The sequence below is a fragment of the Bacillus sp. NPDC094106 genome (assembly GCF_044764345.1).
Lineage (GTDB): Bacteria > Bacillota > Bacilli > Bacillales > Bacillaceae_G > Bacillus_A.
Map to the genome: position 1 here is coordinate 18,150 of NZ_JBIWHY010000005.1, position 26,894 is coordinate 45,043.

At 37.4% G+C, this 26,894-nt stretch carries 25 protein-coding genes; 6 read left to right on the forward strand and 19 right to left on the reverse strand.

Translation table 11 applies throughout. The features are described from left to right. Positions 1–308: 308 nt before the first annotated feature. A complete protein-coding gene (locus tag ACIQ7L_RS08600) occupies positions 309–869 on the forward strand; it encodes a DinB family protein (protein WP_400568222.1) in 561 nt (186 codons plus the stop codon). Positions 870–1,165: 296 nt separating this feature from the next. Here ACIQ7L_RS08600 and argH read toward each other — a convergent pair whose 3' ends face one another. Together argH and ACIQ7L_RS08610 are read right to left on the reverse strand one after the other, a co-directional pair. After that, on the reverse strand, positions 1,166–2,554 hold the full coding sequence (gene argH, locus ACIQ7L_RS08605) for an argininosuccinate lyase (RefSeq protein WP_400568224.1): 1,389 nt from the start codon (positions 2,552–2,554) through the stop codon (positions 1,166–1,168). Beyond that, positions 2,551–3,756: an argininosuccinate synthase gene (locus tag ACIQ7L_RS08610; protein WP_400568226.1), complete on the reverse strand. Its 1,206-nt coding sequence runs from the start codon at positions 3,754–3,756 to the stop codon at positions 2,551–2,553. The genes argH and ACIQ7L_RS08610 overlap by 4 nt, the downstream gene beginning before the upstream one ends. 167 nt (positions 3,757–3,923) lie before the next feature. Here ACIQ7L_RS08610 and ACIQ7L_RS08615 point away from each other — a divergent pair, with 167 nt between their 5' ends. After that, positions 3,924–4,241, forward strand: a complete 318-nt coding sequence (locus tag ACIQ7L_RS08615) for a radical SAM protein (RefSeq protein WP_400568228.1) — start codon at positions 3,924–3,926, stop codon at positions 4,239–4,241. Positions 4,242–4,809: 568 nt separating this feature from the next. After that, on the forward strand, positions 4,810–5,460 hold the full coding sequence (locus ACIQ7L_RS08620) for a YitT family protein (protein ID WP_400568230.1): 651 nt from the start codon (positions 4,810–4,812) through the stop codon (positions 5,458–5,460). A 32-nt stretch (positions 5,461–5,492) separates the two neighbouring features. Here ACIQ7L_RS08620 and ACIQ7L_RS08625 read toward each other — a convergent pair whose 3' ends face one another. From ACIQ7L_RS08625 to ACIQ7L_RS08650, 6 genes are all read right to left on the reverse strand, one after another. Continuing rightward, on the reverse strand, positions 5,493–6,326 hold the full coding sequence (locus ACIQ7L_RS08625) for an EcsC family protein (RefSeq protein WP_400568232.1): 834 nt from the start codon (positions 6,324–6,326) through the stop codon (positions 5,493–5,495). A 349-nt stretch (positions 6,327–6,675) separates the two neighbouring features. Continuing rightward, positions 6,676–7,869, reverse strand: a complete 1,194-nt coding sequence (locus ACIQ7L_RS08630; RefSeq protein WP_400568234.1) for an acetate kinase — start codon at positions 7,867–7,869, stop codon at positions 6,676–6,678. A 293-nt stretch (positions 7,870–8,162) separates the two neighbouring features. Next, positions 8,163–9,152 (reverse strand): class I SAM-dependent methyltransferase, encoded by a 990-nt coding sequence (locus ACIQ7L_RS08635; RefSeq protein WP_400568236.1) that lies wholly within the window; start codon positions 9,150–9,152, stop codon positions 8,163–8,165. A gap of 332 nt (positions 9,153–9,484) precedes the next feature. Further along, positions 9,485–9,985, reverse strand: a complete 501-nt coding sequence (gene tpx / locus ACIQ7L_RS08640; protein WP_400568237.1) for a thiol peroxidase — start codon at positions 9,983–9,985, stop codon at positions 9,485–9,487. Positions 9,986–10,121: 136 nt separating this feature from the next. Next, positions 10,122–10,517 carry a GerW family sporulation protein gene (gene ytfJ / locus ACIQ7L_RS08645; protein ID WP_400568239.1) on the reverse strand — a complete coding sequence of 132 codons (396 nt, stop codon included), beginning with the start codon at positions 10,515–10,517 and terminating at the stop codon, positions 10,122–10,124. Positions 10,518–10,529: 12 nt separating this feature from the next. Then, positions 10,530–11,168: a DUF2953 domain-containing protein gene (locus tag ACIQ7L_RS08650; protein ID WP_400568241.1), complete on the reverse strand. Its 639-nt coding sequence runs from the start codon at positions 11,166–11,168 to the stop codon at positions 10,530–10,532. Between the two features lie 188 nt (positions 11,169–11,356). Between ACIQ7L_RS08650 and ACIQ7L_RS08655 the strand changes: the two genes are divergently transcribed. Next, positions 11,357–12,160 carry an NAD kinase gene (locus tag ACIQ7L_RS08655; protein WP_400568243.1) on the forward strand — a complete coding sequence of 268 codons (804 nt, stop codon included), beginning with the start codon at positions 11,357–11,359 and terminating at the stop codon, positions 12,158–12,160. A 78-nt stretch (positions 12,161–12,238) separates the two neighbouring features. Here the strand turns inward: ACIQ7L_RS08655 and ACIQ7L_RS08660 are convergent, their stop codons facing one another. From ACIQ7L_RS08660 to refZ, 8 genes are all read right to left on the reverse strand, one after another. Next, entirely contained in the window at positions 12,239–13,801 is a 1,563-nt protein-coding gene (locus ACIQ7L_RS08660) for an amidohydrolase (RefSeq protein ID WP_400568245.1), read from the reverse strand. Between the two features lie 74 nt (positions 13,802–13,875). Next, on the reverse strand, positions 13,876–14,304 hold the full coding sequence (locus ACIQ7L_RS08665) for a VOC family protein (RefSeq protein WP_400568247.1): 429 nt from the start codon (positions 14,302–14,304) through the stop codon (positions 13,876–13,878). Between the two features lie 123 nt (positions 14,305–14,427). Continuing rightward, positions 14,428–16,014 (reverse strand): acyl-CoA synthetase MbcS, encoded by a 1,587-nt coding sequence (gene mbcS / locus ACIQ7L_RS08670; protein ID WP_400568249.1) that lies wholly within the window; start codon positions 16,012–16,014, stop codon positions 14,428–14,430. A 149-nt stretch (positions 16,015–16,163) separates the two neighbouring features. Next, positions 16,164–16,361 (reverse strand): alpha/beta-type small acid-soluble spore protein, encoded by a 198-nt coding sequence (locus ACIQ7L_RS08675; RefSeq protein WP_097899570.1) that lies wholly within the window; start codon positions 16,359–16,361, stop codon positions 16,164–16,166. A 100-nt stretch (positions 16,362–16,461) separates the two neighbouring features. Next, positions 16,462–17,673 carry a tRNA uracil 4-sulfurtransferase ThiI gene (gene thiI, locus ACIQ7L_RS08680; RefSeq protein ID WP_400568251.1) on the reverse strand — a complete coding sequence of 404 codons (1,212 nt, stop codon included), beginning with the start codon at positions 17,671–17,673 and terminating at the stop codon, positions 16,462–16,464. Between the two features lie 7 nt (positions 17,674–17,680). Then, positions 17,681–18,823 (reverse strand): cysteine desulfurase family protein, encoded by a 1,143-nt coding sequence (locus tag ACIQ7L_RS08685; RefSeq protein ID WP_400568252.1) that lies wholly within the window; start codon positions 18,821–18,823, stop codon positions 17,681–17,683. Between the two features lie 210 nt (positions 18,824–19,033). Then, positions 19,034–20,743, reverse strand: a complete 1,710-nt coding sequence (gene ezrA, locus ACIQ7L_RS08690) for a septation ring formation regulator EzrA (protein WP_400568254.1) — start codon at positions 20,741–20,743, stop codon at positions 19,034–19,036. 282 nt (positions 20,744–21,025) lie between these two features. Next, positions 21,026–21,664, reverse strand: coding sequence for a forespore capture DNA-binding protein RefZ (gene refZ / locus ACIQ7L_RS08695; protein WP_400568256.1), 639 nt, complete (start codon positions 21,662–21,664; stop codon positions 21,026–21,028). 149 nt (positions 21,665–21,813) lie between these two features. Here refZ and ACIQ7L_RS08700 point away from each other — a divergent pair, with 149 nt between their 5' ends. After that, the gene (locus ACIQ7L_RS08700) at positions 21,814–22,293 is read left to right on the forward strand and encodes a GAF domain-containing protein (protein WP_400568258.1); all 480 of its coding nucleotides are present in this window, start codon (positions 21,814–21,816) and stop codon (positions 22,291–22,293) included. A 56-nt stretch (positions 22,294–22,349) separates the two neighbouring features. On the opposite strand, the gene megL is transcribed toward ACIQ7L_RS08700, so the two are convergent. After that, on the reverse strand, positions 22,350–23,540 hold the full coding sequence (gene megL, locus ACIQ7L_RS08705; protein WP_400568260.1) for a methionine gamma-lyase: 1,191 nt from the start codon (positions 23,538–23,540) through the stop codon (positions 22,350–22,352). Between the two features lie 352 nt (positions 23,541–23,892). Here megL and rpsD point away from each other — a divergent pair, with 352 nt between their 5' ends. Continuing rightward, complete coding sequence (gene rpsD / locus ACIQ7L_RS08710) at positions 23,893–24,495, forward strand: 30S ribosomal protein S4 (protein ID WP_001970982.1); 603 nt, start codon at positions 23,893–23,895, stop codon at positions 24,493–24,495. A gap of 520 nt (positions 24,496–25,015) precedes the next feature. On the opposite strand, the gene adhP is transcribed toward rpsD, so the two are convergent. Together adhP and ACIQ7L_RS08720 are read right to left on the reverse strand one after the other, a co-directional pair. After that, a complete protein-coding gene (adhP, locus tag ACIQ7L_RS08715; RefSeq protein WP_400568262.1) occupies positions 25,016–26,059 on the reverse strand; it encodes an alcohol dehydrogenase AdhP in 1,044 nt (347 codons plus the stop codon). Between the two features lie 678 nt (positions 26,060–26,737). Next, positions 26,738–26,866, reverse strand: coding sequence for a transporter (locus ACIQ7L_RS08720; protein ID WP_400568264.1), 129 nt, complete (start codon positions 26,864–26,866; stop codon positions 26,738–26,740). Between the last annotated feature and the right edge of the window lie 28 nt (positions 26,867–26,894).

A 26,894-nucleotide genomic window follows, 5' to 3' on the forward strand; every position in this document is an offset into this window, starting at 1 on the left:
CTGAAACATATTATATACCGAATATGTTTCAGGCTTTTATTTTATTAAGTTCTAAACAATAATGTTATAATTAGGAAATATAGACAACCTTACTTTATTGCTAGAAGGGCATCTACATCCCTGCTATGCAGAAGAAAAAGTAACCTACACTCGTTTACTCTTTCTGTTTTTATTTCGCATGTGGCAGAAAAAGGCCCTGACCGCTTCTATGCATGGCCTGATGCTCTCTCCCATCTAAAAAGAGGGGTTTTATGTCGGTTTTTAATTGATGTATATATAGAACATTGAGAATAGAACGGAGGATTTTGATGAAATCTGAAAGTATCGCAAAACATTTTCACACACTGCACCAGCAAAGGTCTCACTTTCTTCCTAAAATACAATCACTATCACAAGAAGAACTATGGTATCGAAATGAAGATGGAAAATGGTCGATTGGAGAGCATTTCTATCACTTATATTTAATTGCAAGAATGCTGAAAGTCGCAATTAAGTTTTCTTTCGTCCTTCTTCCATATGCCAAGTTGAGAAGAAATGCTCCATTTGCAACTGAAATACATGACATTTTTGCAGAATTCAAAGAAAAAAAAGGCAGAGGAATGAATGCTCCTTTCATTTTAGTACCACCAAAAAAGATCTATCATTCTATGAATGGAGAAGAATTAGAACGATTGCTAGTAAACGAAACAAATGCAATACAAGCATTAGTTAAAAATATAGAAGAGGATATCGCGGGGCACATTGTATTTTTGGATCCAGTCGCTAAGTATCCTAATCTCATTCAGGCCATTCAACTTTTAGCGATTCATGAGAAACACCACTATGTAATCATTGAAAATAGCTATGGAATGATGCATGAATGTATATAGTATAGAAGTCTAAAAGTAGCCATACACTTTATACTGACCTTTTCTCTCTATATTAATCCATTTTAATTTTTCGACATCTACATCCCTGCTATGCAGAATAAAAAGTGACCTTCACTCGGTTGCTCGTTCTGTTTTTGCTTCGCATGTGGCAGAAAAAAGTCCTGACCGATCCTATGCATGGCCACATGCTCTCTCCCGCCTAAAAAGAGGGCTTTTATGTCGGTTTTTTAATTGATGTATATATGAAAAAGAGGATACACGCTCCTTTTGGGAACATAGTATCCTCTCATAATCTCTTAGTTCTTTACCGTTTCTCCTACTAATGCCTTCGCTTTTTTGAGTGCGTTTTGGATTTGAACAAATCCTGTCCCCCCTGCACTATTACGACGTTTCACCGCTGCATAGGGTGAAAGAACTTCATATAAATCCTCTTCAAATAATGGGCTCATTTCTTGATACGTTTCCAGCGGTACATCTAATAAATAGATTCCTTTTTGCGTGCAATGAAGAACGAGTTTCCCAACAATTTCATGAGCTTGACGGAACGGGAGTCCTTTGCTTGCTAAATAATCGGCAATTTCTGTTGCATTGGAGAAATCTTGTTTTACGGCTTGCCCCATTTTTTCTTTGTTGACAGTCATTGTTTCTAGCATACCTGCCATGATGTGCAGGCAACCTTCTACAGTTTTGACCGTATCAAACATTCCTTCTTTGTCTTCTTGTAAGTCTTTATTATAAGCAAGCGGCAATCCTTTCATTACCGTTAATAAACTAAATAAATTGCCATATACTCTACCTGTTTTACCACGAATCAGTTCGGCCATATCAGGATTTTTCTTTTGCGGCATAATGCTGCTTCCAGTCGCATATTTATCGCTCATTTCAATAAATTGGAACTCCTGACTACTCCATAAAATGAGCTCTTCACAAAAACGTGATAAATGCATCATTAACATGGATGAATTGCTTAGAAACTCTAATATAAAATCGCGGTCACTTACCGCATCTAAACTATTTTCATAGATTCCTTCAAAACCAAGAAGCTCTGCACTATATTCTCGGTCAATTGGAAATGTCGTCCCTGCAAGAGCACCTGCTCCAAGCGGAGAAACATTAATGCGTTTCAGTGAATCTTCATAGCGATTTACATCGCGCTCTAACATCCAAAAGTATGCGAGTATATGATGAGCAAATGAAATTGGCTGTGCACGCTGCAAATGTGTATAGCCTGGCATAATCGTTTCAATATGCTCTTCCGCTTGATGAACGAGAACCTTCTGCAATTGTTTTGCAGACTTTATAATGTCTTGTACTTTCTCTTTTAAATATAAGTGCATATCTGTTGCGACTTGATCGTTACGGCTTCGACCTGTATGAAGTTTACCGCCTACTTCACCGATTTTTTCAATTAACATCTTTTCGATATTTAAGTGAATATCTTCAGCTGCTATCGAGAAGTTAAGCTTATTTTCTTTCGCTTCTTTTAATAGATATTGGAGGCCTTCCTTTATCTTCTCTGCTTCATCTTTTGTCACAATCCCTTGCTTGGCCAACATTGTAACATGTGCAATACTGCCTTCTATATCTTGATTCGCTAATTGTCTGTCAAAGGAGATGGAAGCTCCAAACTCCTCGACCCATTCTTCCGCTTCGGCTGTAAAGCGACCGCCCCAAAGTTTGCTCACGCTTCCACCTTCTTCTGATTCACTTGGCTATATACTTTTGTTGGAAGACCAAATAATGAAATAAAACCAACTGCTGCATCATGGTTAAATTCATCATCCACTGTATAAGTTGCCAATTTTTCATCGTATAGAGAGTATTCTGATTTACGTCCTTCTACAATCGCATGACCTTTAAATAATTTCACACGCACTGTACCTGTTACTGATTTTTGTGTTTCTTGTAAGAAAGCAGCAAGCGCTTGTTTTAAAGGTGAGAACCATAAACCGTTATAAATTAATTCCGTTAATTTTTGTTCAATGATCGGTTTAAAATGAGCTACTTCTTTCACAAGCGTTAAATCTTCGAGCTCTTTATGTGCTGTAAGTAATGTCATTGCCGCCGGACACTCATATACTTCACGCGATTTAATACCAACAAGGCGGTTCTCTACATGATCGATACGTCCAACACCATGTTTTCCAGCAAGAGCGTTTAACATTTTGATTAATTCTGAAAGTGAATAAGCAGTGCCATTTAATGTTGTTGGTACCCCTGCTTCAAATCCAATTTCTACAAATTCTGGTTTATTTGGTGTATCTTCTAGTGCTAACGTCATTTCATATGCCGCTTCTGGCGGTGCTGCCCATGGGTCTTCTAAAACGCCACATTCATTGCTGCGCCCCCATAAGTTTTGGTCGATTGAAAACGGGCTATCTAAATTGATTGGAATCGGTACATCGTTTTCTTTTGCATATGCAATTTCTTCTTCACGTGACCATTTCCATTCACGGACTGGGGCAATCACTTCTAAATATGGATTTAATGCTTGAATAGAAACTTCAAAACGAACTTGATCATTTCCTTTTCCCGTGCATCCATGCGCAACCGCGCTAGCTCCTTCCTGCTCCGCGATTTCTACTAGTTTTTTCGCAATTAACGGACGAGATAAAGCAGAAACAAGTGGATATTTCCCTTCGTATAACGTATGACCTTGCAGAGCCATCAATGCATATTCATTCGCAAATTCCTCTTGCACATCAATCATGTAGGACTTAACTGCACCTACTGAAAGTGCCTTTTCTTTGACAAACGCTAAATCTTTCCCTTCCCCTAAATCTAAACAAAGCGCGATAACATCATATTTTTTCTCCTGTAACCATTTAATTGCAACGGAAGTATCAAGACCTCCGGAATATGCTAACACAACTTTTTTCTTCTCCATTTTGTATCCCCCTAAAGAATAAATATTCATTTTCTCTTATAATAATTCAAACTTTATCACCTTTTACAAAATGAATCAAGGGATATTAGTAAAAATTTTTCAAACAATTTCGTCGAACTTCTTTCTTTTTTTCGATACAATGGAAACAAGAAAATGGAGGGATGTCCATGAAAGAGTATTTTATATATGATGCACATCTAGGAATCGCCGTACCGCACTTGCAAGAAGAATGGGAAGACATCCCTGAAAAAATGCAGCACGCTATTTTATTAAAATGGGAACAAATTCGCGGGAAAATACCTGATCGTATAAAAGAACTTGAATATCATATTAATAAAAAACAACATCGCTTAAATAACGAAGAAAACTTCGACATTTCCTGTAGACTCAATTCTGAAATTGCCGACCTCGCCTCCATCATTAATGACCTATGGCTTTGGTATCGCCTTACTCAAAATGTGTCTGAAGGGAAAACACATCGATAAAACTAGCAACATCATTTTTATAAACCGACAAGCGCTGCAGATTTTCTCCGGTTATTGTCGGTTTCCATACACATACATTTTTAGAAAGTATGATATAATAGTATAAAATCTTTACAAGAAAGGATTTTGATATCATGATCGCTCGAAGGAGCATGTGGCATCGAATTGATGAATCTTACACGTAGCGTAGTTTTGAGCTCAGATACTTTAGTCTAGCGAAAAAATACGAGAGTGGGGAAATTATGATTGCCCGAAGGATAATTTGGCAACGAAAAGACTCTTCTTACACATAGCGTTTTGTTTAAGTCGCATTATTACTTGCTAAACAAAACAAAGAAAGAAGAGAGCAGGATTGCTAAATGACAAATCCTACTCCGAGTTTTGTTTAGTCGTTTTTAGACTTAAACTAAAACGAAAGTAGGGAGAATTGATGGACGAGAGGATTATTCGTTATTTCTTCAGCGACATATAGCGTAGTTAGTTTCATGTAGACTAACTGAAGGCTATACAGCTCGTAGTTAGTTTACAAAAGGAAGAGAACTACTAACTACGGAAAGAAGGAATAACGATGAGGAACATCCAAAGTCGACAAATTATTAAAGAAATTTTTATGCTTTTAATCGGTTCATTTATTTTAGCAGCAGCGCTATATCACATTCACTTCCAAAACCACTTAACAGAAGGTGGCTTTGTAGGAATTGCACTATTTATCCAAAACTTTTTTGATATTTCACCGTCGATTTCGACTGTATTAATGGATATCCCCATTATTTTACTATGCGCTACATTTTTAGGTAAAAAGATGGTTGGCTATTCATTTGTGGGTTCGATTTCATTCGGGGTATTTTATTCTTTAATGGAAAACTATTCTCCATTTACAGTAGACTTATCAAATCATTTATGGATCGCTGCAGTATTAGGCGGTGCGCTAGCTGGTATTGGACTCGGTTTTATATTACGATTTGGCGGTTCAACCGGTGGAGACGATATTTTAACAATTGTATTAAGTAAACGAACTCGCTTTACAATTGGGCAAATTTTCTTCGTCTTTGACGCGATTGTTCTTGCGCTTTCATTATATTATTTAACTTGGACAGAAATTGCGTTTACTATTCTTTCAATTGCCATTCAGGCAAAAACGTTGGATTTAATTTACTATCCAAAAACAGAAAAGAAAACAATCTCGATTCCAATGTCCAAAAAACATGCAACAAATTAAAAAAGCGAAAGGCTTCGGCCTCTCGCTTTTTTTCATGCTCGTTTTTCTTTTTCTAATATGTAACGTACTTGATAAAATCTGTTCGCAAATTCTGTCACACTTCTTGTTAAACGATAGTTCACGGTAGAACCGATTACAATCCCTAATACAGGGACACCTTGGAATAGTTTACGGCGAAGTGCATAAATCGAAAAAGTCTTCAAAATTTGTTTTAATACAACTTCTATAGAAGCTGGTTTTAACACTTCTTCTTCCCCATCATAAAAGAACGGATCTTCTTGTTCTAGTTCCTGAAGTAGGTTATACCAAGCATATTGCTGGAGCCTTGCTGGTAATAATGACGCATGGAATACTTTTAAGGCAAGCATCATTTCATAAGGCTTGTTTACATCATGGCCAAACGATGTCGCAATGAGCTGAACTGCTTTCACATTTAATGCAATCATGACAGGAAAATCGGCAGTTAATAATAACAAGCCACCGACTCCTGTTGCTCCTCCCTGTGCGAAAGAATACAAGCGATGACGTGCTGTCTGTTGTTCTGCTATGTATGTTAATTGATCGATGGATAATGATTTTACATCCTCTAACTGCTCTATGGATTCATGAAACAATCTTGCTGTTCCTAAAATACGATTGCGTGCATCCAGCTGCGATTGTGAGCTTTGGATAAATGCATGAAGATGAAAGAGCCATTCATCTGCCTTCTTAAAAAATTCTTTTCGTTTTTTCTCCGGTAATTTTGCTACCATGACATGTATCCATTTATCAAACAGCTTTTGAAAATCCGTTGCGTCTTGTTCTAACAATTGTTCTTCCCAATCTTTTATATTTTGTAAAATGGCTTGTTCTCGCTTCGATCGCATCGTAACAACCACCTCGCTCAATTTTTTTCTATTGTAACACATTCCTGCCTTTTCTTTACAAATTTGCTAAGCTAAACATATATTTATCATTCTTTGTTGAATGGGTATGGTCGGCTAAGTATTTTGTCTTAGTTGTCCCTATTGGGAATCCCCTTCCTCAAACATTCCTTATAATGTTAGGTAGGGGTAGTTCAATCAGTACATGGAGGAATACATGCATAGGCAAAATGGATTCCAATTGTAACATTTCTTCATCAAGAGCAAATGTTGTATCCAAGTGGAGTAATGAAATTTCTCACAGCAAAAATAAAAGACGGAACCCTATAGGATCCCGTCTTTTTTACATATATTAACCAATGTTTCCAAGACGAACTACGTCACGAGCAATCATAACTTCTTCGTCAGTTGGAATTACGATAATTTTTACTGGAGAATGTGGGAAGTTGATGAATGCTTCTTCGCCACGAATGTTGTTACGTTTTGCATCGAAGTATACACCCATAAACTCAAGGCCTTCTAATACACGTTCACGAATTAAAGCACTGTTTTCTCCAATACCAGCTGTAAAGATGATTGCGTCTACACCTTTCATACGAGCTGCATAAGAACCGATATATTTATGAATACGTCCTACGAATACATCTAGCGCTACTTCTGCACGGTGGTTTCCTTCTTCCTCCGCTTGTTCGATGTCACGTAAGTCACTAGAGAATCCAGAAAGACCTAGCATACCGCTTTTCTTGTTTAATACGTTCAGAACTTCTTCTACAGATTGTCCTGTTTTTTCCATGATGTATGGAATTAACGCAGGGTCAATGTTACCAGAACGTGTACCCATTGTTACACCAGCAAGTGGAGTGAAGCCCATAGAAGTATCGATAGATTTTCCGCCTTCTACAGCAGCGATACTTGCACCGTTACCTAAGTGGCAAGAAAGTAAACGTAAACTTTCAAGTGGACGACCTAATAATTCAGCTGCACGCTGTGTTACATATTTATGAGAAGTTCCGTGGAAACCGTATTTACGAACGCCGTATTTCTCATAGTATTCATATGGTAAGCTGTATAAGAAAGATTCTTCCGGCATTGTTTGATGGAATGCTGTATCGAATACTGCAACTGCTGGTACGTTCGGAAGTACTGCTTGGAACGCTTTAATACCAACAACGTGTGCTGGATTATGAAGTGGTGCTAATTCGCTTAAATGTTCAATTTCTGCTAATACTTCGTCAGTAATTACAGCAGAATCATCAAATTTTTCACCGCCGTGTACAACACGGTGACCGATACCGCTAATCTCATCAAGAGATTTCAAAATTCCATTTTCAGTTAATTTGTTAAGTAACATATTAACTGCCACTCCATGATCTGGAATACTTGTTACTTCTGTTTGTTTTTCACCGTTCACAGTAATTGTGAAGATACTGTCTTCTAAACCAATACGTTCTACTAAACCTTTTGTTAATACTTTCTCACTTGGCATTTCAAATAATTGAAACTTTAAGGAAGAACTTCCTGCATTAATCGCGATGATTTTTGACATCTAGTCTTTCGCCCCTTTTTCTCTTGGTTGTTGTGTAAATGAGACCACAAACCGCTCGATTTTATCTGATTATATTTACCAGACATGAAAACGTTTCACTCTCAGTAAATTTTATACTCACGAGTTTAATTTAAACATCGTCCGACATATATTTCAAGTGAAAAAATTGTAACAACAAGAAAAAAAATATATTACAGATTTCAAAAAAATTCAGTTAAATCTTGTATATAATAAAAGTTAAACGACATGGTATAAAAACTGTATTATATCAACTGGTATCTCTGTTATATATTCTATGACTTATGAGTTGCAAACCAACTATTCAATTGATCCATTATATTCTCCATTGCCTTCATGTTGGAAAATTTAGGTAACTCCACTAATAACGCCTGTTTTGGCATTGTTACATTTGGACCTTTCTTTTGGAGAACAAATATACTTTTTGCATTTTTCTCGTTTTTAAACATGGAAACAGGAAGCTGTAATAGTCCTTGAATAAAACTCGTTTCTTTAATAAAAGCATGAAGTTTTGGTGCTTGATCACTTTCAAAAATGGAGTTTGGTACTAAGAAGAATAAATATCCTCCTTCTTTCGTATGCTTCACACTTTGTTCAATAAATAAGTGATGTGCATAAGACATTCCCTCATCTGCTTTTAGCGTATATTCACTTGCACCCATTTCGTTTGGATAAAATCCTACTGGCAAATCACAAACAACCGCGTCCACTGGGTCAATATAAAGCGGAGCTATTCCATCTTGATTGAAAAGCTCAATCGCTTGCTTTTGTAAATTCGCATTCACTAACGCCAGTTTAATAAGCAAATCATCAACTTCTACACCGAATCCACTTATTGTTGTTCCTTCTTGCACGCCATTAAAGATTGTTGTCATTAAATTTCCTGTTCCAATTGCAGGATCTAAAACAGTGATTTCTTTTTGACCCTTCATAAATTTATGGAACAAGTAACTCATAAACATCCCTACTGCATCGGGCGTCATTTCATGATTCGCTTGTACGCCTTCTTTCATTCCTTTTAAAATGGCAAGCTGAAATGCCTTGCGAATTTCTTCACTTTTATATGTTTCTTCCTTAAATTTACGGTATTCACGATTCAACCGTTCAATTGTTGATTCAGATAATTCTTCTTGTAAAATCGCTCCTTCAAACAAGTTATCTCCTGTTTCCACAAGCGCTTCTAAATATGTTACATCCAATTCTTTACGTAAAATTACGGTAGAAGAATCAAAAATAGAAAATAATGTTTCTACTGTCTGACTCACAAACATTCCTCCTTCTGTCAATTACACATAACTTATATCATACCATAAAGTGAAACTTTAATCAGTGGGGAGGCTTCTTCTCCCCACTGATTATTAGCCCTCACTAATCGGGCATTTACGGTCAGTTTATCTCCCAACTAGCTTCTTTGTGCTACTGCACCTTAAGGTAGGAGATTTACTGCCCGTTAATGCGGGGTAATCTGATTTTTTTCCAAAAGAAAAAGCGACCTCTTTTTTAGAGCTCCCTTCTCAGATTACAGATTATATCAACGATTTAACCATATACAATATATCTTATACGAAAAAACGACCTCTATAAGAGGTCGTCTTCATTACTTCGCAGCTTTTGCTGCTTCTAATGCTGCTTCATAGTTTGGATGGCTTGTACCTTCGCTTACGTATTCTACGTAAACTACTTTGTCATTGCTATCTACTACGAATACAGCACGAGCAAGTAAACGAAGTTCTTTCATTACTACGCCGTAAGCTTCACCGAATGAAAGGTCACGGTGGTCAGAAAGTGTTGCTACATTTTCTAAGCCGTTTGCTGCACACCAGCGCTTTTGAGCAAATGGTAGATCGGCACTAATTGTTAATACTTTTGTGTTTTCAATACCAGCTGCATCTTGGTTAAAACGACGAGTTTGTGCGTCACATACACCTGTGTCGATAGATGGTACAACGCTAATTAATTTTACTTCACCTTTGTATGTTTCTAAACTTACCGGAGATAAGTCGTTTGCTAACACTTGGAAGTTTGGCGCTTGATCGCCAACTTTAACTTCTGTTCCAACTAAAGTCATTGGATTACCTTTAAAAGTTACGTTTGCCACTTGAAAATCCTCCCTTATTTTAAACAAAATATGTACACTGTAAATGATAGTTTGTCCCTATGCAGAATGCAAACAAAATCGCTTCATTTACAAAAAAAATAAAGAAGCTAATCAATCGATTAGCTTCTTTTCACTGCTAGATTTCAAACTCTGGTTCATCGCCTTTTCGCTTCTCCATCATTTTCTTCACTTTATCGACAGCTTGCGGTGCTAATTCAATGATTTTATCAATCACATGCGTTTGGTTATCTAAATGTAAAACTTTCACACCAGATCCATTTATAACAAGAAAGGCAACAGGAGTAATCGAAACACCTCCGCCGCTACCTCCTCCAAATGGATGACGGCCAGAACCTTCTACTTTTCCAAATTCACTCCCGCCAGCCGCAAAGCCAAAGCTCACCTTAGAAACCGTAAGAATGACACTTCCATCAGCTGCTTTAATCGGATCACCAATGATTGTATTTACATCAGTCATTTGTTTCAAATGTTGCATCGCAGTTGTCATTAAACCTTGAATTGGATGGTCCATCCTATATCCCCCCTATGTTTGAACAGATTTTTCTGTAATGCCAGATCTTTGCTTTCTCATAAACATGAGTAACTTCACTCCGGCTTTTATAGCACGATATACGCGAAAGGAAGCTGTTAATTCACATCTTGATGCGAATCCCTTCCCTTGGAAAACAGGTGTAATTTCGAACTTTGGTATATCAACAATATGCATATATTGTCCCACGACCCCAGCAGCCATTCCTTTTGTCCCCCATGCATATCCAGTGACAATTCCAGTACTAGCTGCGTCGCCTGTTCCAATTTGCGAATGCCATTTCCAACTATTGATTTTCACTTTTTTAAGAAAATCTTTAAGGATAGTATGGATCTCCTGAAGCATTTTTATCAGTTCCCCGATGCTATCAAGTTGTGCCATAATCTTATTTTCTATGCCGCCATCGCTTTCTGCCTTTTCGATTTTTTGCCCGGTCTTTCTTTGTTGTTTTTCAATTCTTTCTAAAATATCAAACGTATACCGAATCATCCATATTTTCACTTGAAATAAACATTGCTTCTCCATTTCCGAATATAAAAACGTCACTTTGAGTGATATCTTCGACAATAATATAAGCAAGATGAAAAGGAGAAGAATCCCCATTCCGATTGCAAGCCACTTCATTCCTACCATCCTTTCACTCCACATCCATTATCGACAGATTCAAGCAGGATTAAACAATTCAGAATGAAATTGAATATATAAACTTTTCTAAAAATAAAAAGGGGTTTTGACATTTTATATCGAAATATACTATTTGAACATATCATCGGAATCTCTTTCTGATGAAGCACAATTTGACTGCAATGGAGGGATACACAATGGCAGATCGTCGTAATTTATTTTTCTTTTATGGTGATGACAAAGCAGCACTTGTCGAAAAAATGAAGCCAATATATCGTATTTTAGAGGAAAATGGATTTACCGTATTAGATCATCCAAAAAATGCAAACGCTATCGTCAGTATCGGGGATGATGGAACCTTCTTACAAGCCGTTCATAAAACAGGCTTTAGGGAAGATTGTTTATATGCAGGTGTTTCTACGAAAGATGAAATTTCTTTCTACTGTGATTTCCATATTGACTATGTCGATACAGCCCTTCAAGAAATTACAAAAAACGAAATTGAAGTGCGAAAATACCCGACAATTCAAATAGATGTTGATCAAGATACATCTTTCTATTGCTTAAACGAGTTTTCTTTACGCTCTAGCATCATTAAAACATTTGTAGTAGATGTATACGTTGATGATTTACATTTCGAAACATTTAGAGGAGACGGCTTAGTCATCTCTACACCGACAGGAAGTACAGCTTATAATAAGTCATTGCACGGAGCAGTTGTCGATCCATTAATTCCATGCTTCCAAATAAGCGAACTTGCTTCTTTAAATAACAACACATACCGTACACTCGGATCACCATTTATCTTAAACCATGAACGTACATTAACTTTAAAACTGATTCCAGACGGTAACGATTATCCAGTTATGGGAATGGATAACGAAGCGCTTAGTATTAAACAAGTTGAAAAAGCTATCGTACGTTTAAGTGATAAGCAAATTAAAACAGTAAAATTAAAAAACAATTCGTTCTGGGAAAAAGTACAGAGAACGTTTTTATAGAAAAAAGAGTGCTGAGGGATTTCCCAGCACTCTTTTTTTCATGATTCATATGTCGTATATTATATCGAAACGCCGATATTATTTTTCATACACAATTTGGCCGTCTATTACAGTTGCAGCAACTTGAATATCCTTTATTTCTTCTGCTGCAACCGCAAATATGTCACGATCTATGATAATGAAATCCGCTTCATATCCTTTCGCAATTTTACCACGTTTGTTTTCTTTTCCAATCGCATAAGCACTTCCAGTTGTAAATAAGGAGACAGCTTCAAATACGGATAATCTCTCTTCTGATATATAACATGTTCCATCAATAAAACTTCTCCGCGTTACTGCACTATAAATTCCCAAGAATGGATTTACCTGTTCAATTGGGGCATCTGATCCACCCGAACAATGCAAGCCTGCACCAAGTAATGTTTTCCAAGCGTACGCATAACGAAGACGATGCTCCCCTAACTTTTCAATGACTGATGGAAAATCAGATGAGACAAATACAGGCTGAATATCAATAATCGCTTGTAACTTCTTCATCCTTTCAATCAATTCTTCGCGTGCAAGCTGACAATGAATAATGCGATCACGCAGTCCCTCTGCCGGAGGATATAGTTCTAACGTATCAATGATATATTCAAGGGATAGATCACCGATTGTATGAATCGCAACTGGCATATGTAAATCACGAGCTTTCTTCACTAATTCTGCAAGTTCTTCACGAGAAAAAATTGCCACGCCATTTGTTTCCTTTGCATCTTCATATGGTTCACTTAATAGTGCTGTTCTTCCGCCAAAAGAGCCGTCAGAAAAAATCTTCATTGCTCCAAATTCAATATAGTGCTCATCCTCATATTCTTTTTGCTCATCAACTACTTCATGATGAACGAGTAAATGTGCTTTAAAGGGCATTTCTTTTATAACATGAGAAAACGCATTGTACGTTTTCTGAAAGCCACCGTAATAATTTAAGTCTTCCGTATGCCCGCCTACTAGTCCATATTTCCAGCAATCTTGAATCGCTCTTTGCAGCGCATGTTGTAAATATGCTTCATCTATTTCAGGCTGAACATGTTTAATTAATACTTGTCCTTGTTCATATAAAAGCCCTGTTAATTCACCTGATGAATCACGCCCTATTTTTCCGCCTTTCGGGTCCTTTGTTTCAACTTGTATATTCGCTTTTTCAAGTATGTAAGAATTCACCCACGTAACGTGGCGGCAAACGCGCTTTAATAAAATAGGATGCTCTTTAGAAATCGCATCTAAATCACGTACATGAACATGCTTTGTATCTGTAAAATTATTTTCATTCCATCCTTCTCCGATAATCCATGAACCTGTTGGAGCTTCTTCTACTCGCTCCTTAACAAGGATAAGCACTTCCTTATAAGATGTGCAATTTGATAGATCTAATCGAAGCAATCTCTCACCATGCCCAATAAGGTGCATATGACTATCAACAAGCCCTGGAATCATCGTTCTTCCTTGTAAATCATATAACTTCTCAAATGAATATCGATTTTCTAACTCTTTTTTATTTCCTATATCGACAATGATGCCATTTTCAACATAAATAGCTTCGGCTATTTCGTTTTCTTCTTTCAGCGTATAAATTGTTCCGCCATACCAAATGTCTCCCATATGTTCATCCCCCTTTTTCTTTTATTCTATTAAAAAAGCACCATTAAAAAACATGGTGCTTTTCTCAATATTCATTACGCTTCTGGAGAATAAGTTGTAATTTGCCATTCGATATTAAATTTATCTTTTACTTGTCCATACGCTGGACTCCAAAAAGTTTCTTGAAGTGGCATTAAAACTTCGCCACCTTCTTTCAATTTTTCAAATACTTCTTTCGACTTTTCTGCATTGCTCGTTCTAATTGCTATCGTTACTTGAAAGCCAATTTCATGCGCTTTACCTGGGAATGTATCAGAAATCATAAGGTCTGTATCCCCTATTTTTAAATGAGCATGTAAAATACGGCTTTTCACTTCTTCAGGGATCGGAAATTCCGGATTTTCAGGCATCTCGCCAAATGTTTGAATGACTTCAATCTTTGCATCTAACGCCTCTTCATAAAACTTTACCGCTTCTTGCCCATTACCATCCAAAACTAAATACGGATTAATACCTAAAATCATACAGGCACCTCTTTTTTAAGTTTTTTTATTATTTATTACACATAAAAACAGAACTAACGTTCTGTTTTTATGATATCATATGTGCTGAATTTCATTCAACTATTTACTTCTTTATTTTCTCAATTATTTTGAAGGAAGTTCCATCTCTTGTTTTCTAAGTTCAACGCGTCTGATTTTTCCGGAAATCGTTTTTGGTAATTCGTCTACAAATTCAATTTTGCGAGGATATTTATATGGTGCAGTTAGTCTTTTGACATGTTCTTGGAGTAAAGGAATCAATACGTCTGATTTTTCTTGGACATTGTCTCTTAATACGATAAATGCCTTCACAACACTTCCGCGAATTTCATCTGGACTTGCAACTACGGCGCACTCTCTTACATATGGATGTTTCACAAGTGCATCTTCCACTTCAAACGGCCCAATTGTATAACCAGAGCTAATAATAATATCATCTCCGCGGCCCTCAAACCAAAAATAACCGTCCTCGTCTTTTTTCGCTTTATCACCTGTAATATAATAATCACCGCGGAATTGCATCGCTGTCCGTTCTTCATCTTTATAATATTGCTTAAAGAGCGCTGGTGTATCAATATGGACAGCAATATCTCCAACTTCTCCTACAGGTACAGGTTTCCCCTCTTCATTTACGATATCTACTTGATTACCTGGCGTTGGTTTTCCCATTGATCCTGGCCTAATCTCCATTCCTTTCATAACACCAACGAGCAATGTATTTTCTGTTTGGCCGTATCCATCTCTGACTGTAACATTAAAATGCTTTTGAAACGTTTCAATCACCTCTCGGTTTAGCGGTTCCCCTGCTGATACAGCGCTATGTAACGCTTCTAAATTATACTGTTGTAAGTCCTCTACCTTTGCCATTAAACGATATTCCGTTGGCGTACAGCAAAGCACATTCACTTTGTTATCATCTAATAATTGCAAATATGTTTTCGGATCGAATTTACCGTGATATACAAACCCTGTTGCCCCTGAGCCGAGCGTCGCTAAAAACGGGCTCCAAATCCATTTTTGCCACCCTGGACTAGCCGTTGCCCATACTACATCATTCTCCTCTATTCCAAGCCAATTTGGAGCGCTTGTACGCAAATGTGCATATGCCCAAGCATGCGTATGAACAGCACCCTTTGGATTTCCTGTTGTCCCTGATGTATAGGATAAAAATACCATATCTTCCCGGTCTGTCTTGGCGATTTCTAATTCATCACTTTCTGTTTCTAATGCGTCCTTTAAATTGATCCACCCATCTACTGACTGCTCGCTCAATACGAATTTTTGAAGGGAGTCCTTCATCTCTACCCCTTCAAATTGTTCGATATACGGTTCATAACTGACAATTGCCTTTACTTCTCCATGCTGCAAACGATATTCAATATCTTTTTTACGAAGCATTTCTGAACTTGGAATGACTACAAATCCTGCTTTAATTGCCGCAATATACGTCATATACGCTTCAATTAAGCGCGGCATCATAATGAGAAGCTTGTCCCCTCTTTGCAGCCCACTCTTTATAAAAGCGTTTCCAATTTTATTCGCACCTTTTATTAGTTCAAGGTATGTAACCTCTCGTCTATTTCCTTCGTCATCCTGCCAAATTAAAGCAAGTCTCTGCTTCTCATTTGTATATTTCTCTATCTCCGCAACTAAATTATAAGACGGTGGTGCTAACAATTCTTCTCTATTCATAAACATCCTCCTTTATATCTATGCCTCCCTTCTATAATAAAGAATTTTCAGTAAATTTTGAACCCTCTTTTTTGACAAATTTTTTATCGATGCGTTAAATAAAAAAAGGAGCGGGAAAACCCGCTCCTTCTAAGCCATGTTATATGGGATTATTTTTGGAAACCGCCTAATTGTTGTTCTGCTAAAGAAACTAGACGTTTAGTGATTTCGCCACCAACAGATCCGTTAGCGCGAGATGTTGCATCTGCTCCAAGTTGAACACCGAACTCTTGAGCGATTTCGTATTTCATTTGGTCTAATGCTGCTTGAGCACCAGACACTGCTAATTTGTTTGTGCTTCTTGCCATATGGTATCACCTCCTTGTGAGTATAGAGTGTGATAAACCATATAGCTTCATACATATCTATTGATGGTAATTTATGGTTTTAAAGGATATTCAAGCACTTTTAGAAAAGATCTTCAAATTGTTCTTCTTCAGCCACTTCTACTGTTTGTAATACCATTTTTTCTGTATTGGCAACAGCGGACTCAATAAGTGGTGTAAAATCATATTTTGATTCAAAGCGATTTGCTTTTTCACGCTTTGGTTTTGTCGATGGACTTGCTGGTGTGAATACTGTACAGCAGTCTTCATACGGACGAATCGAAATATCATATGTTCCAATTTCATTTGCAATTTTAATAATTTCTAGCTTATCCATCGTAACAAGGGGACGAATCACTGGATAGTTTGTTACTTCATTAATCGTATGCATACTGTCTAGCGTTTGGCTTGCTACTTGTCCAAGACTTTCACCCGTTGTTATCGCAAGTGCATTACGCTCCTCTGCAATACGTTCTGTAATACGCATCATCATACGGCGCATAACTGTCATAGAATAACTAGATGGAATTTCCTTATTAATAGTTTTTTGCACTTCAGTAAACGGAACGAGGTGAAGCGTTACACGTTTACAATACTTTGTTAACTCTTGTGCTAAATCAATTACTTTTTGCTTCGCACGCTCACTTGTGAATGGCGGACTATGGAAGTGAACTGCCTCCACTGATACACCGCGCTTCATTGTTAAGAAAGCAGCTACTGGGCTATCGATTCCACCAGAAAGAAGTACCATTACTTTTCCGCCAACACCAACTGGTAATCCGCCAGCTCCCATACGCTCATCACACATAATATAGCTATAACCACTGCGAATTTCTACACGAACATTTACATCTGGATTATGCACATCTACTGTGATGTCTTCTGTATTATCTAAAATATATCCGCCAATCTCCGGAAGTAATTCCATCGTTCGCATTGGGAAGTGCTTATAAGAACGGTGTACTGTAATTTTAAATGTTTTTACATCGCCTTTTACTTGTAATAAAGCAGCTAGCGCACCCTTTTTAATATCTTCTAATTCTGTCGGTACTTTCATCGCTAAGTTAAATTTATGAATACCGAATACATCTTTCAATCTTTCTGCAATCGCCTCATGATCTTCGCCATTTAACTGAATGTACATACGGTCGTGTGTCGCATCAATTTTGATATTTGGGAATTTCTTTAATTTAAATTTAACGTTATCTTTTAACGTATTAACAAACTTAGAACGGTTCTTTCCTTTTGTCGTCATTTCACCATAACGAACTAAAATATATTCATATGTCATCATATTTTCTTTACCTCATCACTTCATATAGTTTTGGCAATGTTTCTTTTATAATTCCTTCGAATTGTGTGACTTCTTCCATCGTGTTCTCTGGTGCTAAACTAATGCGAATTGCACTTGCTGCTGCAGTGTGCGGCACTCCCATTGATACTAACACACGACTCACTTCATTCGCCTTTGAGGAACAAGCTGATTTTGTTGATACATATACATCACGTTCTTCTAGAGCATGAACTACTACTTCTGGTTTTAAACCAACGAATGACACATTTAAAATATGTGGCGCCGCATATTGAAGCGATGTATTAATCGTTACATCTTCCATTCCCTCAAAGAAACGTACGAGTTCTGCTTGTAACTTCTGTAAATGGTCAATCTTTTCTCTCATATGTTCCATTGTCATACGCAGCGCTTTTACCATCGCTACAATACCTGGTAGATTTTCTGTACCCGAACGATAACGAAGCTCCTGCTGACCGCCCGATAAAATCGGATCTAATCTTACGCCATCGCGTACATATAGAAGCCCAGTTCCCTTTACACTATGAAATTTATGTCCAGATATCGAACAAAGATCAATATGAGAAGCATATAGATCAAATGGTACTTTTCCAATTCCTTGCACATGATCTACATGGAATCGTATTTTTGGATAGTTCGCTAGCAACTTACCAATTTCGTCAACAGGTTGAATCGCTCCTGTTTCATTATTCACATGGATAATTGAAACAAGAATGGTATCCTCACGAAGCGCTCGTTTTACATCTTGAACTAATACAACACCATGTTCATTTACAGGTAAATATGTTACATCAAAGCCGAGCCCTTCTAATTGTTTATATGCTTCAAACACAGATGCGTGTTCAATATTTGTTGTAATGATATGTTTACCACGAGAGCGATTCTTCATCGCTATTCCTTTAATCGCAAGGTTATTTCCTTCTGTTCCACCCGACGTGAAAATAATCTCGGAAGGCTTAACATGAAGGAGCTGCGCTGCAATCGTTCTTGATTGTGTTAATAAACGCTCTGCTTCTCCTCCAAGCGAATGAATAGAAGAAGGGTTCCCAAAATATTTTCCTGCAACCGTTACGTAAGATTGAAGGACTTCTGGATACGGTTTCGTCGTCGCACTATTATCAAAATAGATCATCGTTCTTCCCCTTTCAGCGCCATCACATCATATAATCATATCACAAATACGTGCAATTACGCTAAACATACTCAAAGATTCCGTTTTCACATGCAGAAGTATACTTTTGTATTTTGAAACGAAAACCTTTGCGATATTCCGCTATTCATTATAGCAACATCATCGGTGAATTTACACATTCCGACATAAAAAAACAAACTCCTTTTTTCATTAAGGAGTTTGTTCGTTGTCCACAAATTCAGCGATTTTTTGAACAACACCAGGCTCAAGTTGTTCCAAAACAGAAGCTGCTTGTTCTAAAGCTGCATCGTATTCGTATTCGCGGAATAATCGCTCTGCATAATCTAAACTTTGTGCAAGATCAGCATCATGACTGCGGTAGCGATTGCCGTATTGAATTAATTTTTCTACTAAATACGCTTGTCCAATTAATTCCTGCGTCATTTCAGATACACCATTCACAATTGTATATGCTTCTTCTAACATACTATTTACCACATGCATATTGAGTGGTTTTAATTCTAATTGCTCATACACACCTTGCATTGCCTCTTGTCCTTTTTGTAAATCTTCCATAATGCTATCTGGAAGACCTGGCAAGTTAGACTTTTGCATAAAGCGTTTTGCTTCTAAAATCATGTTGCGCATTTCTTGTAGTTTCTCACGTGCTTCAAATTCTTCCTTACGCATCGTTTGCAACATCTCTTTGTATTCTGCATGAAGTACTTTTAACGTTTCACATTGCTCGTAAATCTCTTCAAGTTCTTCACGAATAACAGAGAATGCAATATCTTGCTCCGCAACACGCAATTGCAGCACTTCAAAACGTTTCATTAAAATGTGCATTTGTTTTTCAATTAACTTTTGCGATTCAATGTCTTTGTCTTGCAATTGATAACTTTGTTTCACAAATTGTGTTTCCGCTTTTGTCTCAATTGCCTGTTCACGAATCTCCTCTAAATCATCGTACACAGTAACTGTTTTTTGTTCTACATAATATCTTGCGTGTACTTCTTTTTCTAATTGATCGTACAACGTGTCTAAACGTGTTTTTAAACCTTCAATTTTATCTGTCGCTTCCGTTATATGAAGCTCTTGTAAATCGATCAAACATGTTTGTAGTTGTTTCGTCATATCTCGTACTTCTTTAGGGATTTCCAAATGATTTAATACATAGCCTTGTTTATTCATGTCGTCATGACCTTGTAATAAATCTTCCAACTGTACCGGTAACGTAGCCTGACACTCTACTAATAAGTCAGGAATTTCATGAATGACGATTTCTAAATTCGATAATCCGTCTTCTAAACTAATAACAATTTCTCTTGCTTTTAAATAATCGCCATTAGCTGTCGCTTCTTCAAACTTTTGAAATTTATCGGATTCTATATCTAGCAACTCTTCAATTTTCTGTTCTGCTTCACCATACATATGACGGTGGGCAAGTACACTCTTCTTCATACTACGATATGTATCACGTAACCCGTCGATTTCTGAACTATTTTTCTCATGACTTTCTAACAATTGCTGTAATTCGTTTAAAATCTCTGTAATACGATTATCAGCTTCATCTAAGCCACTAATGGATTCATTCATCGCATGCTTTGCTTTTCGGAAGGAAAATTGCGAGGCTGATTTCCGCGCGCTCTCTAAATCTTTCTCGGCTTTTGGGAGAACCGTTGCTACAATCTCATCCCATTCTTCACGCCATTTTCCAAACAATTCTTCTGTTTGGCCCGTCATATTTAAATCCTTCACCCGTTTCAATTCATCTGCAACAGGCTTGTCTTTTATTTCTTGTTTCCACTGCTCAAGTGCTTCAATATCTTTATATGAACGATTTCTTATCACGAGCTCTATCATAAGCAGTACTAGAATAGAGCTTACCACAATGATAACGATCGTCAGGATAGAATCCATGCAAAAAAGCCTCCTAATTATATCTCTTTTTTTGTCCGCTCCGTTTATGAAATGGAAGGCGTTATGTATAAAAAGGGAAACCCCTATATTTAACAACTAACAATGTACTAATCATACCATGTAATGGCTTGTTTTTGACCTAGTTTTTTTAAAATTTCATGTTTCTTTTTTTGCACTTGTAATATTTCTAATTCTTCATTTTCATGCTCCGCCGTATTTTCACATCATTAGAGGAAATCCATGCGTAAAACACCCCACCTCAGCTAATTAGGTGGGGTGTTTTTACATATGAACTGCTCTTGGTAAAGGATAATACATTTGTGTTACACATAACGTTTGTTCCATCCATTGCTCAATTTCTTTCGTGTACATTTCCAAAAAGAATGTCTCAGACGGAAAAGAATGCAGCACTTCAGATATATACTGCGGATATAAATACGGCATATGAATCATGCCTTTTAACTGCGTCATAAACATTGTAAAAGACACCTTTTGAAACTCCTGCTGCATTTGTCCTTGCCTAATAATTTGCTCTATATAATATCTTTCTTTAGAAAAATAAACAGTCATCACTTCTCGAATTAACGTTGTATCTAACGAAAGCTCCCGATAAAAGAAACGTGTCAGTTCTCGGTTTTCAAATTGATATCGTAAAATCCCTCTTATAATTTGCCTCATTACTTCTTTTGCCGACAAATACTCTCCTTGTTCAAACGACATTTCAATTACATGAATATATCCTTCTAGAAAATCTGTAATAAGCTGTTCTAATAAACCTTGCTTTCCAGCAAAATAATATGAAATATTAGCCACATTCACATCCGCCCGCTTTGCAATATCACGCACTGACGTCCCATCATACCCTTTCGTATAAAACAATGAAATTGCCGCATCAATTATTCTTTGTTTCGTCTGCTTCATGCGCTCACTTCCTCTCACTCTGAACAGCTATAGTGTAAATTTCTTGACTTTTAAGACAAATTCCTTTAATTTTCTATCGACAAAGTCACGTGAAATACAGCGTATTTTGCTATGATTTTACATTTCTCGATAGAAAGGGTGGCGTTTCCATGTTTACAAAAGAAAGTTATGCAGGATCACGTGAAGAGCAATACGAAACAGTAATCAAACAACTTGATGCATTGTTAACAGGTGAATCAAATGTAGTCGCGAATTTAGCAAATGCCTCTGCACTACTAAACCAATTTCTAGAGCGCATTAACTGGGTTGGTTTTTATGTAACGGAAGAAAATCAACTTGTCCTCGGACCGTTCCAAGGAATGCCTGCGTGCGTTCGCATTCCTTTTGGGCGCGGCGTTTGCGGCGTAGCAGCTGAAACAAAAACAACGCAGCTCGTTGCAGATGTTCATCAATTTCCAGGACATATCGCTTGTGATAGTGCCTCTAATTCTGAAATTGTTGTACCGATTATAAAAGAGGGCAATGTTATCGGCGTACTCGATATTGATAGCCCCGAAAAAAATCGTTTCGATGAAGTAGATCAGCGCTATTTGGAGAAATTTGTGGAAACGCTCCTCAAACATATGTAATACAAAAGAATGAGTTATCGATCAAGTGTAACTACTAAATCGATAGCTCATTCTTTTTATTTGTTATTCATATGAGAAAATGCAGCTGTTCTTTTTTGTAATGCCTGCGTTAAATCAGAAACAATATCCTCCCATGATTCTAAACCAACGGATAAACGGATTAAATTATCAAAAATGCCCATTTCATGACGAACCTCTGCTGGAATAACAGCATGTGTCATCGTTGCAGGATGCTGTACCAATGTTTCCGTATCACCAAGGCTTACCGCGATTGTAATAAACTGCAATTCATTCATAAACGCCTGTGCTTCCTCTTTTCCCCCTTTAATGGAGAACGAAATTACCCCTCCACCGCGCTTCATTTGCCGAGATGCGATTTCTCCTTCTGGATACCAAACGGCTTCCACACTTTCATGATTTTTCAAAAAGGCCACGACTTTTTCCGCATTATCACAATGCCGATCCATTCTTACGGCTAATGTCTTTAATCCCCTTAGCAATAGCCATGCATCAAAAGGTGCCATAATTCCCCCAATATCTTTTCGGATCGGGCGAATTTTCTCAGCTAGCTCTTTCGTTCTGCACACTGTAACACCTGCAACAACATCCCCGTGACCACCAATATACTTTGTAGCACTATGAAGAACCGCATCACAACCGAGTGCAAGAGGAGTTTGTAAATAAGGTGAGCAAAATGTATTATCGACAATGACAAGCAATTCATTTTGTTTTGCCACTTTGATAACTTTCTCTAAATCGATAAGCTTCATTGTTGGATTAATCGGTGTTTCAATAAAAATCAACTTTGTATTTGGAAGGATTTTCTCTTGAATCTCTTCCTCTGTTTCCATATCACATAATGAATGCGTAATCATAAATTTTTCTTCTAACACTTCTAAAAAGCCATACGTGCATCCATATAATCCATTTGAACAAATAATATGATCTCCAGCACGCAAACATGCAAGCAATGTCGCTGAAATAGACGCCATTCCTGAACCGAATGCCAGTGCCGATTCTCCTCCTTCTAAAGCTGCCATTCGTTCTTCAAATAATTCCACAGTTGGATTTCCAAGTCTTGAATAGATATAAGACGGATCTTGCCCAGCAAAACTCGCCTCCCCTTGCTCAGCTGTTTCAAATGTATAAGTAGAAGTTTGGAATAATGGCGGCGTTAAGCTTCCTTTATGTACCTTAGACTCATATCCATGATGAATCAGTACTGTCTCCATATGTTTGTTTTTCATAAAAAACATCCCCCTTATGTTTTCACTTTATATAAACGCTTTCTATATGTTCCTATCTTTCTTTTATGGTGTTTCAAATTCCTTCTTGTAATTTCCAAAAATTGATATGCATGAATCAAAAAAGAACTTACTTGACGAAATTCCAGCAAAAAGATATAATAGCGTTTGTGTAAAATAAAAAGGCAGCCTTGTAATGTGAGTTTATCGTTTGTATTTTGTTCCTCCATTTTGAGGTGTATCTCGTAACTCCCTGCTGCTGGAGCGAAGGTACATGAAAACAAAATGCGCATAAATGTCGATTACGTCTGTTTTTATTTTACGAAAATAAAAACACTTAAAGGAGGAGTCAACTATGGCTCGTTATACAGGTCCAGCTTGGAAACTGTCTCGTCGTCTTGGAATCTCTCTAAGCGGCACAGGTAAAGAATTAGAAAAACGCCCTTACGCACCAGGTCCTCACGGTCCGAACCAACGTAAGAAACTTTCAGAATACGGTTTACAATTACAAGAGAAACAAAAACTTCGTCACATGTACGGCATGACTGAGCGTCAATTCCGTCGCACATTTGACCAAGCAGGTAAAATGCCAGGTAAACACGGCGAAAACTTCATGATCCTTCTTGAAGCTCGTCTTGACAACCTAGTTTACCGCATGGGCTTAGCTCGCACTCGTCGCGCAGCTCGCCAATTAGTAAACCACGGCCACATCATGGTAGATGGCGCTCGCGTAGACATCCCATCTTACCGCGTAAAACCTGGTCAAACTATCAGCGTTCGCGAAAAATCTAACAACCTTGTTGTTGTTAAAGAAGCGATCGAAGTTAACAACTTCGTACCAGAATACTTAACTTTCGATGCTGATAAATTAGAAGCTACTTACACTCGTCACGCTGAGCGTTCTGAGTTAGCAGCTGAAATCAACGAAGCGTTAATCGTAGAGTTCTACTCTCGTTAATCTCGGTACTCTGCAAAGAGTAGTATTAAAAGCCTTAGGAGCCTTGTTAATTCAAGGTTCCTGGGCTTTTTTTATTTATCATCAATAATGCGGAATAAAGCATAAAAAAGAATGTACCTGGGGCTAAGTGAGGGTAGTTTGGGACAAAAAATATAAAAGGCTGGCGTGTGTATAGGAATGAGTAAGTCTCAACAAAGAAACACCTTAAAAGAAGTTGTTTCTTTGTTGAGATTACTTTCATTACATATCCATCTTCATCCCGCCTGCTTCTATAGCTAATTGATTAAGTGCAGCCGGAGACCTATACCGATACAACTCTTGTTTTTGATGCATATTCATAAAAAGCACGTTACCCTTTCTCATTAACATAAGAGAATAGTAACGTGCTTTTAACTTTAAGAATAGCCTAAATGTGGGGCCCACCCCATGCTCAAGAAGCTACCTAAACCTTTGTATATTCAAGTTGCTCTTTGCAACCTTTTTATTATTTACTAAGAGAATCGTACTATCGATGGATAAATTATTTACACCCACAATTACACTTGTGCTGTTTAAAATCGATTACCATTCGACCTTGAATCTTGCCTTGTTCCATTTCTTCGAATACATCTTGTACTTCATCTAGTGGGCAAGTTTGAACAACCGGCACTACTTTGCCTTCTGCACCGAACATAAATGCCTCTTCTAGGTCCTTACGAGTACCAACTAGAGAACCAACTACTTCAATTCCGTCTAGTACAAGTCGTGGAATGTTTAAGTCCATAGTTTCTACTGGTAAACCTACCGCAACTACTTTACCGCAAGCACGTACTGCATCAACTGCTGAGTTGAAGGCTACTTTAGAAACCGCTGTTACTACAGCAGCATAAGCGCCGCCAAACGCCTCTTGAATAATCTTATCAGCAGGACCTTGAGTAATTGGATTGATAGTCATATCAGCACCAACCTCTTTAGCTAATGCTAATTTGTCGTCATTGATATCTACTGCAATTACCTTTGCACCAAATACATTCTTAGCATATTGAATAGCTAGGTTACCTAATCCACCACAACCGTAGATTACGATAGGTTGACCAGGTTTAATGTCTGATACTTTAATAGCTTTGTATGTAGTTACCCCTGCACATGTGATTGATGATGCTTGAGCAGGATCTAATTCTTCTGGTACTTTTACCGCATAATCAGCAGTAACGATACATTGTTCAGCCATGCCGCCATCTACTGTATAACCAGCATTCTTAACTTCACGACAGAATGTTTCTCTACCAGTTACACAATACTCACAACGTCCACAAGATTGGAACATCCATGCGATACTTACACGGTCACCAATCTTAAGTGAAGTGACATCATCAGCAATTTTAGTAACAATACCTACACCCTCGTGACCAAGGATGCGGCCATCTGTGTTACCAAAATCATGATTCGCAACGTGTAAGTCAGTGTGACAAACTCCACAATACTCTACATCTACTAATGCTTCGCCTGAACGTAACGGACGTAATTCTTTTTCAATAACTTCGATGTTTGCTTTGCTGTTTTTATTAACCACTACTGCTTTCATATGTGATCTCCCCTTTAGTGTTTTAGAATTTTAATGAGTTCATCTCACAACTCTTATCCTCACTGTTATGGCGAATGATTGTACCAAATTCAAGTGTTCTATCATCATCACAAGTTCATAATAACATAAAATTTGGAAAATACGTTATAAAATATCGAACAAAGTTTGAACTGTTATATAAAGCATTTTCGATATCTTTAAAGAAAAAGATCCCCTAGTGAATGCCGAAAAGAATTAAAAAAATAACTTCTGCAGAAGGAAATTTACTTGAACCATACTGGGAATCTTATGTAGAAATGAAGGCTACACGAGATACTGGAATGCATGGAGAAAGACGGACAAAAGCTTGCATCTATGTAAGTACAAATTGAAAAATCGACATAAAACCTTTCTTTTTAGATGGGAGAGAGAATCCGGCCATGCATAGAAGCGGTCAGATCCTTTTTCTGCCCCATGCCAAGTGAAAACAAAGAGGGCAAATGGGAATGAAATAACGATGAAAGCCGACTCATATAAGAGTCGGCTTTCATCTTGTATATTTTTCACTTCAGTGACATAGTATGTTTTATTCTTACTGTTGTGGCAATCCATTGACTGACACTTTATCGATAACAGTAAATCAATCTCTTCTCACACGAGAGGGTTTTTCATTATTCATACGATATATATAAAATAAATTTATTTATCTTCTTGTTTTTCCACATATACATAAGCATCTTTAGGATTTTTATGTACAATGTTTTGTGTATTCTCCGCAAGCTGCCCCGCATTTAGCAAAGAAAAAATAATGAGCGCTTCTAGTGACATTTTGTGTTACCACTCCTTTCATTTTTAC

Excerpts from the sequence above, each read along its gene's own strand:
- ACIQ7L_RS08600 (WP_400568222.1), top strand. The coding sequence starts at position 309 with ATGAAATCTGAAAGTATCGCAAAACATTTTCACACACTGCACCAGCAA.
- ACIQ7L_RS08610 (WP_400568226.1), bottom strand. The coding sequence starts at position 3,756 with ATGGAGAAGAAAAAAGTTGTGTTAGCATATTCCGGAGGTCTTGATACT.
- ACIQ7L_RS08615 (WP_400568228.1), top strand. The coding sequence starts at position 3,924 with ATGAAAGAGTATTTTATATATGATGCACATCTAGGAATCGCCGTACCG.
- ACIQ7L_RS08620 (WP_400568230.1), top strand. The coding sequence starts at position 4,810 with ATGAGGAACATCCAAAGTCGACAAATTATTAAAGAAATTTTTATGCTT.
- ACIQ7L_RS08625 (WP_400568232.1), bottom strand. The coding sequence starts at position 6,326 with ATGCGATCGAAGCGAGAACAAGCCATTTTACAAAATATAAAAGATTGG.
- ACIQ7L_RS08630 (WP_400568234.1), bottom strand. The coding sequence starts at position 7,869 with ATGTCAAAAATCATCGCGATTAATGCAGGAAGTTCTTCCTTAAAGTTT.
- ytfJ (WP_400568239.1), bottom strand. The coding sequence starts at position 10,517 with ATGGACCATCCAATTCAAGGTTTAATGACAACTGCGATGCAACATTTG.
- ACIQ7L_RS08650 (WP_400568241.1), bottom strand. The coding sequence starts at position 11,168 with ATGGTAGGAATGAAGTGGCTTGCAATCGGAATGGGGATTCTTCTCCTT.
- ACIQ7L_RS08655 (WP_400568243.1), top strand. The coding sequence starts at position 11,357 with ATGGCAGATCGTCGTAATTTATTTTTCTTTTATGGTGATGACAAAGCA.
- ACIQ7L_RS08660 (WP_400568245.1), bottom strand. The coding sequence starts at position 13,801 with ATGGGAGACATTTGGTATGGCGGAACAATTTATACGCTGAAAGAAGAA.
- ACIQ7L_RS08665 (WP_400568247.1), bottom strand. The coding sequence starts at position 14,304 with ATGATTTTAGGTATTAATCCGTATTTAGTTTTGGATGGTAATGGGCAA.
- mbcS (WP_400568249.1), bottom strand. The coding sequence starts at position 16,014 with ATGAATAGAGAAGAATTGTTAGCACCACCGTCTTATAATTTAGTTGCG.
- ACIQ7L_RS08675 (WP_097899570.1), bottom strand. The coding sequence starts at position 16,361 with ATGGCAAGAAGCACAAACAAATTAGCAGTGTCTGGTGCTCAAGCAGCA.
- thiI (WP_400568251.1), bottom strand. The coding sequence starts at position 17,673 with ATGATGACATATGAATATATTTTAGTTCGTTATGGTGAAATGACGACA.
- ACIQ7L_RS08685 (WP_400568252.1), bottom strand. The coding sequence starts at position 18,823 with ATGATCTATTTTGATAATAGTGCGACGACGAAACCGTATCCAGAAGTC.
- ezrA (WP_400568254.1), bottom strand. The coding sequence starts at position 20,743 with ATGGATTCTATCCTGACGATCGTTATCATTGTGGTAAGCTCTATTCTA.
- refZ (WP_400568256.1), bottom strand. The coding sequence starts at position 21,664 with ATGAAGCAGACGAAACAAAGAATAATTGATGCGGCAATTTCATTGTTT.
- ACIQ7L_RS08700 (WP_400568258.1), top strand. The coding sequence starts at position 21,814 with ATGTTTACAAAAGAAAGTTATGCAGGATCACGTGAAGAGCAATACGAA.
- megL (WP_400568260.1), bottom strand. The coding sequence starts at position 23,540 with ATGAAAAACAAACATATGGAGACAGTACTGATTCATCATGGATATGAG.
- rpsD (WP_001970982.1), top strand. The coding sequence starts at position 23,893 with ATGGCTCGTTATACAGGTCCAGCTTGGAAACTGTCTCGTCGTCTTGGA.
- adhP (WP_400568262.1), bottom strand. The coding sequence starts at position 26,059 with ATGAAAGCAGTAGTGGTTAATAAAAACAGCAAAGCAAACATCGAAGTT.
- ACIQ7L_RS08720 (WP_400568264.1), bottom strand. The coding sequence starts at position 26,866 with ATGTCACTAGAAGCGCTCATTATTTTTTCTTTGCTAAATGCGGGGCAG.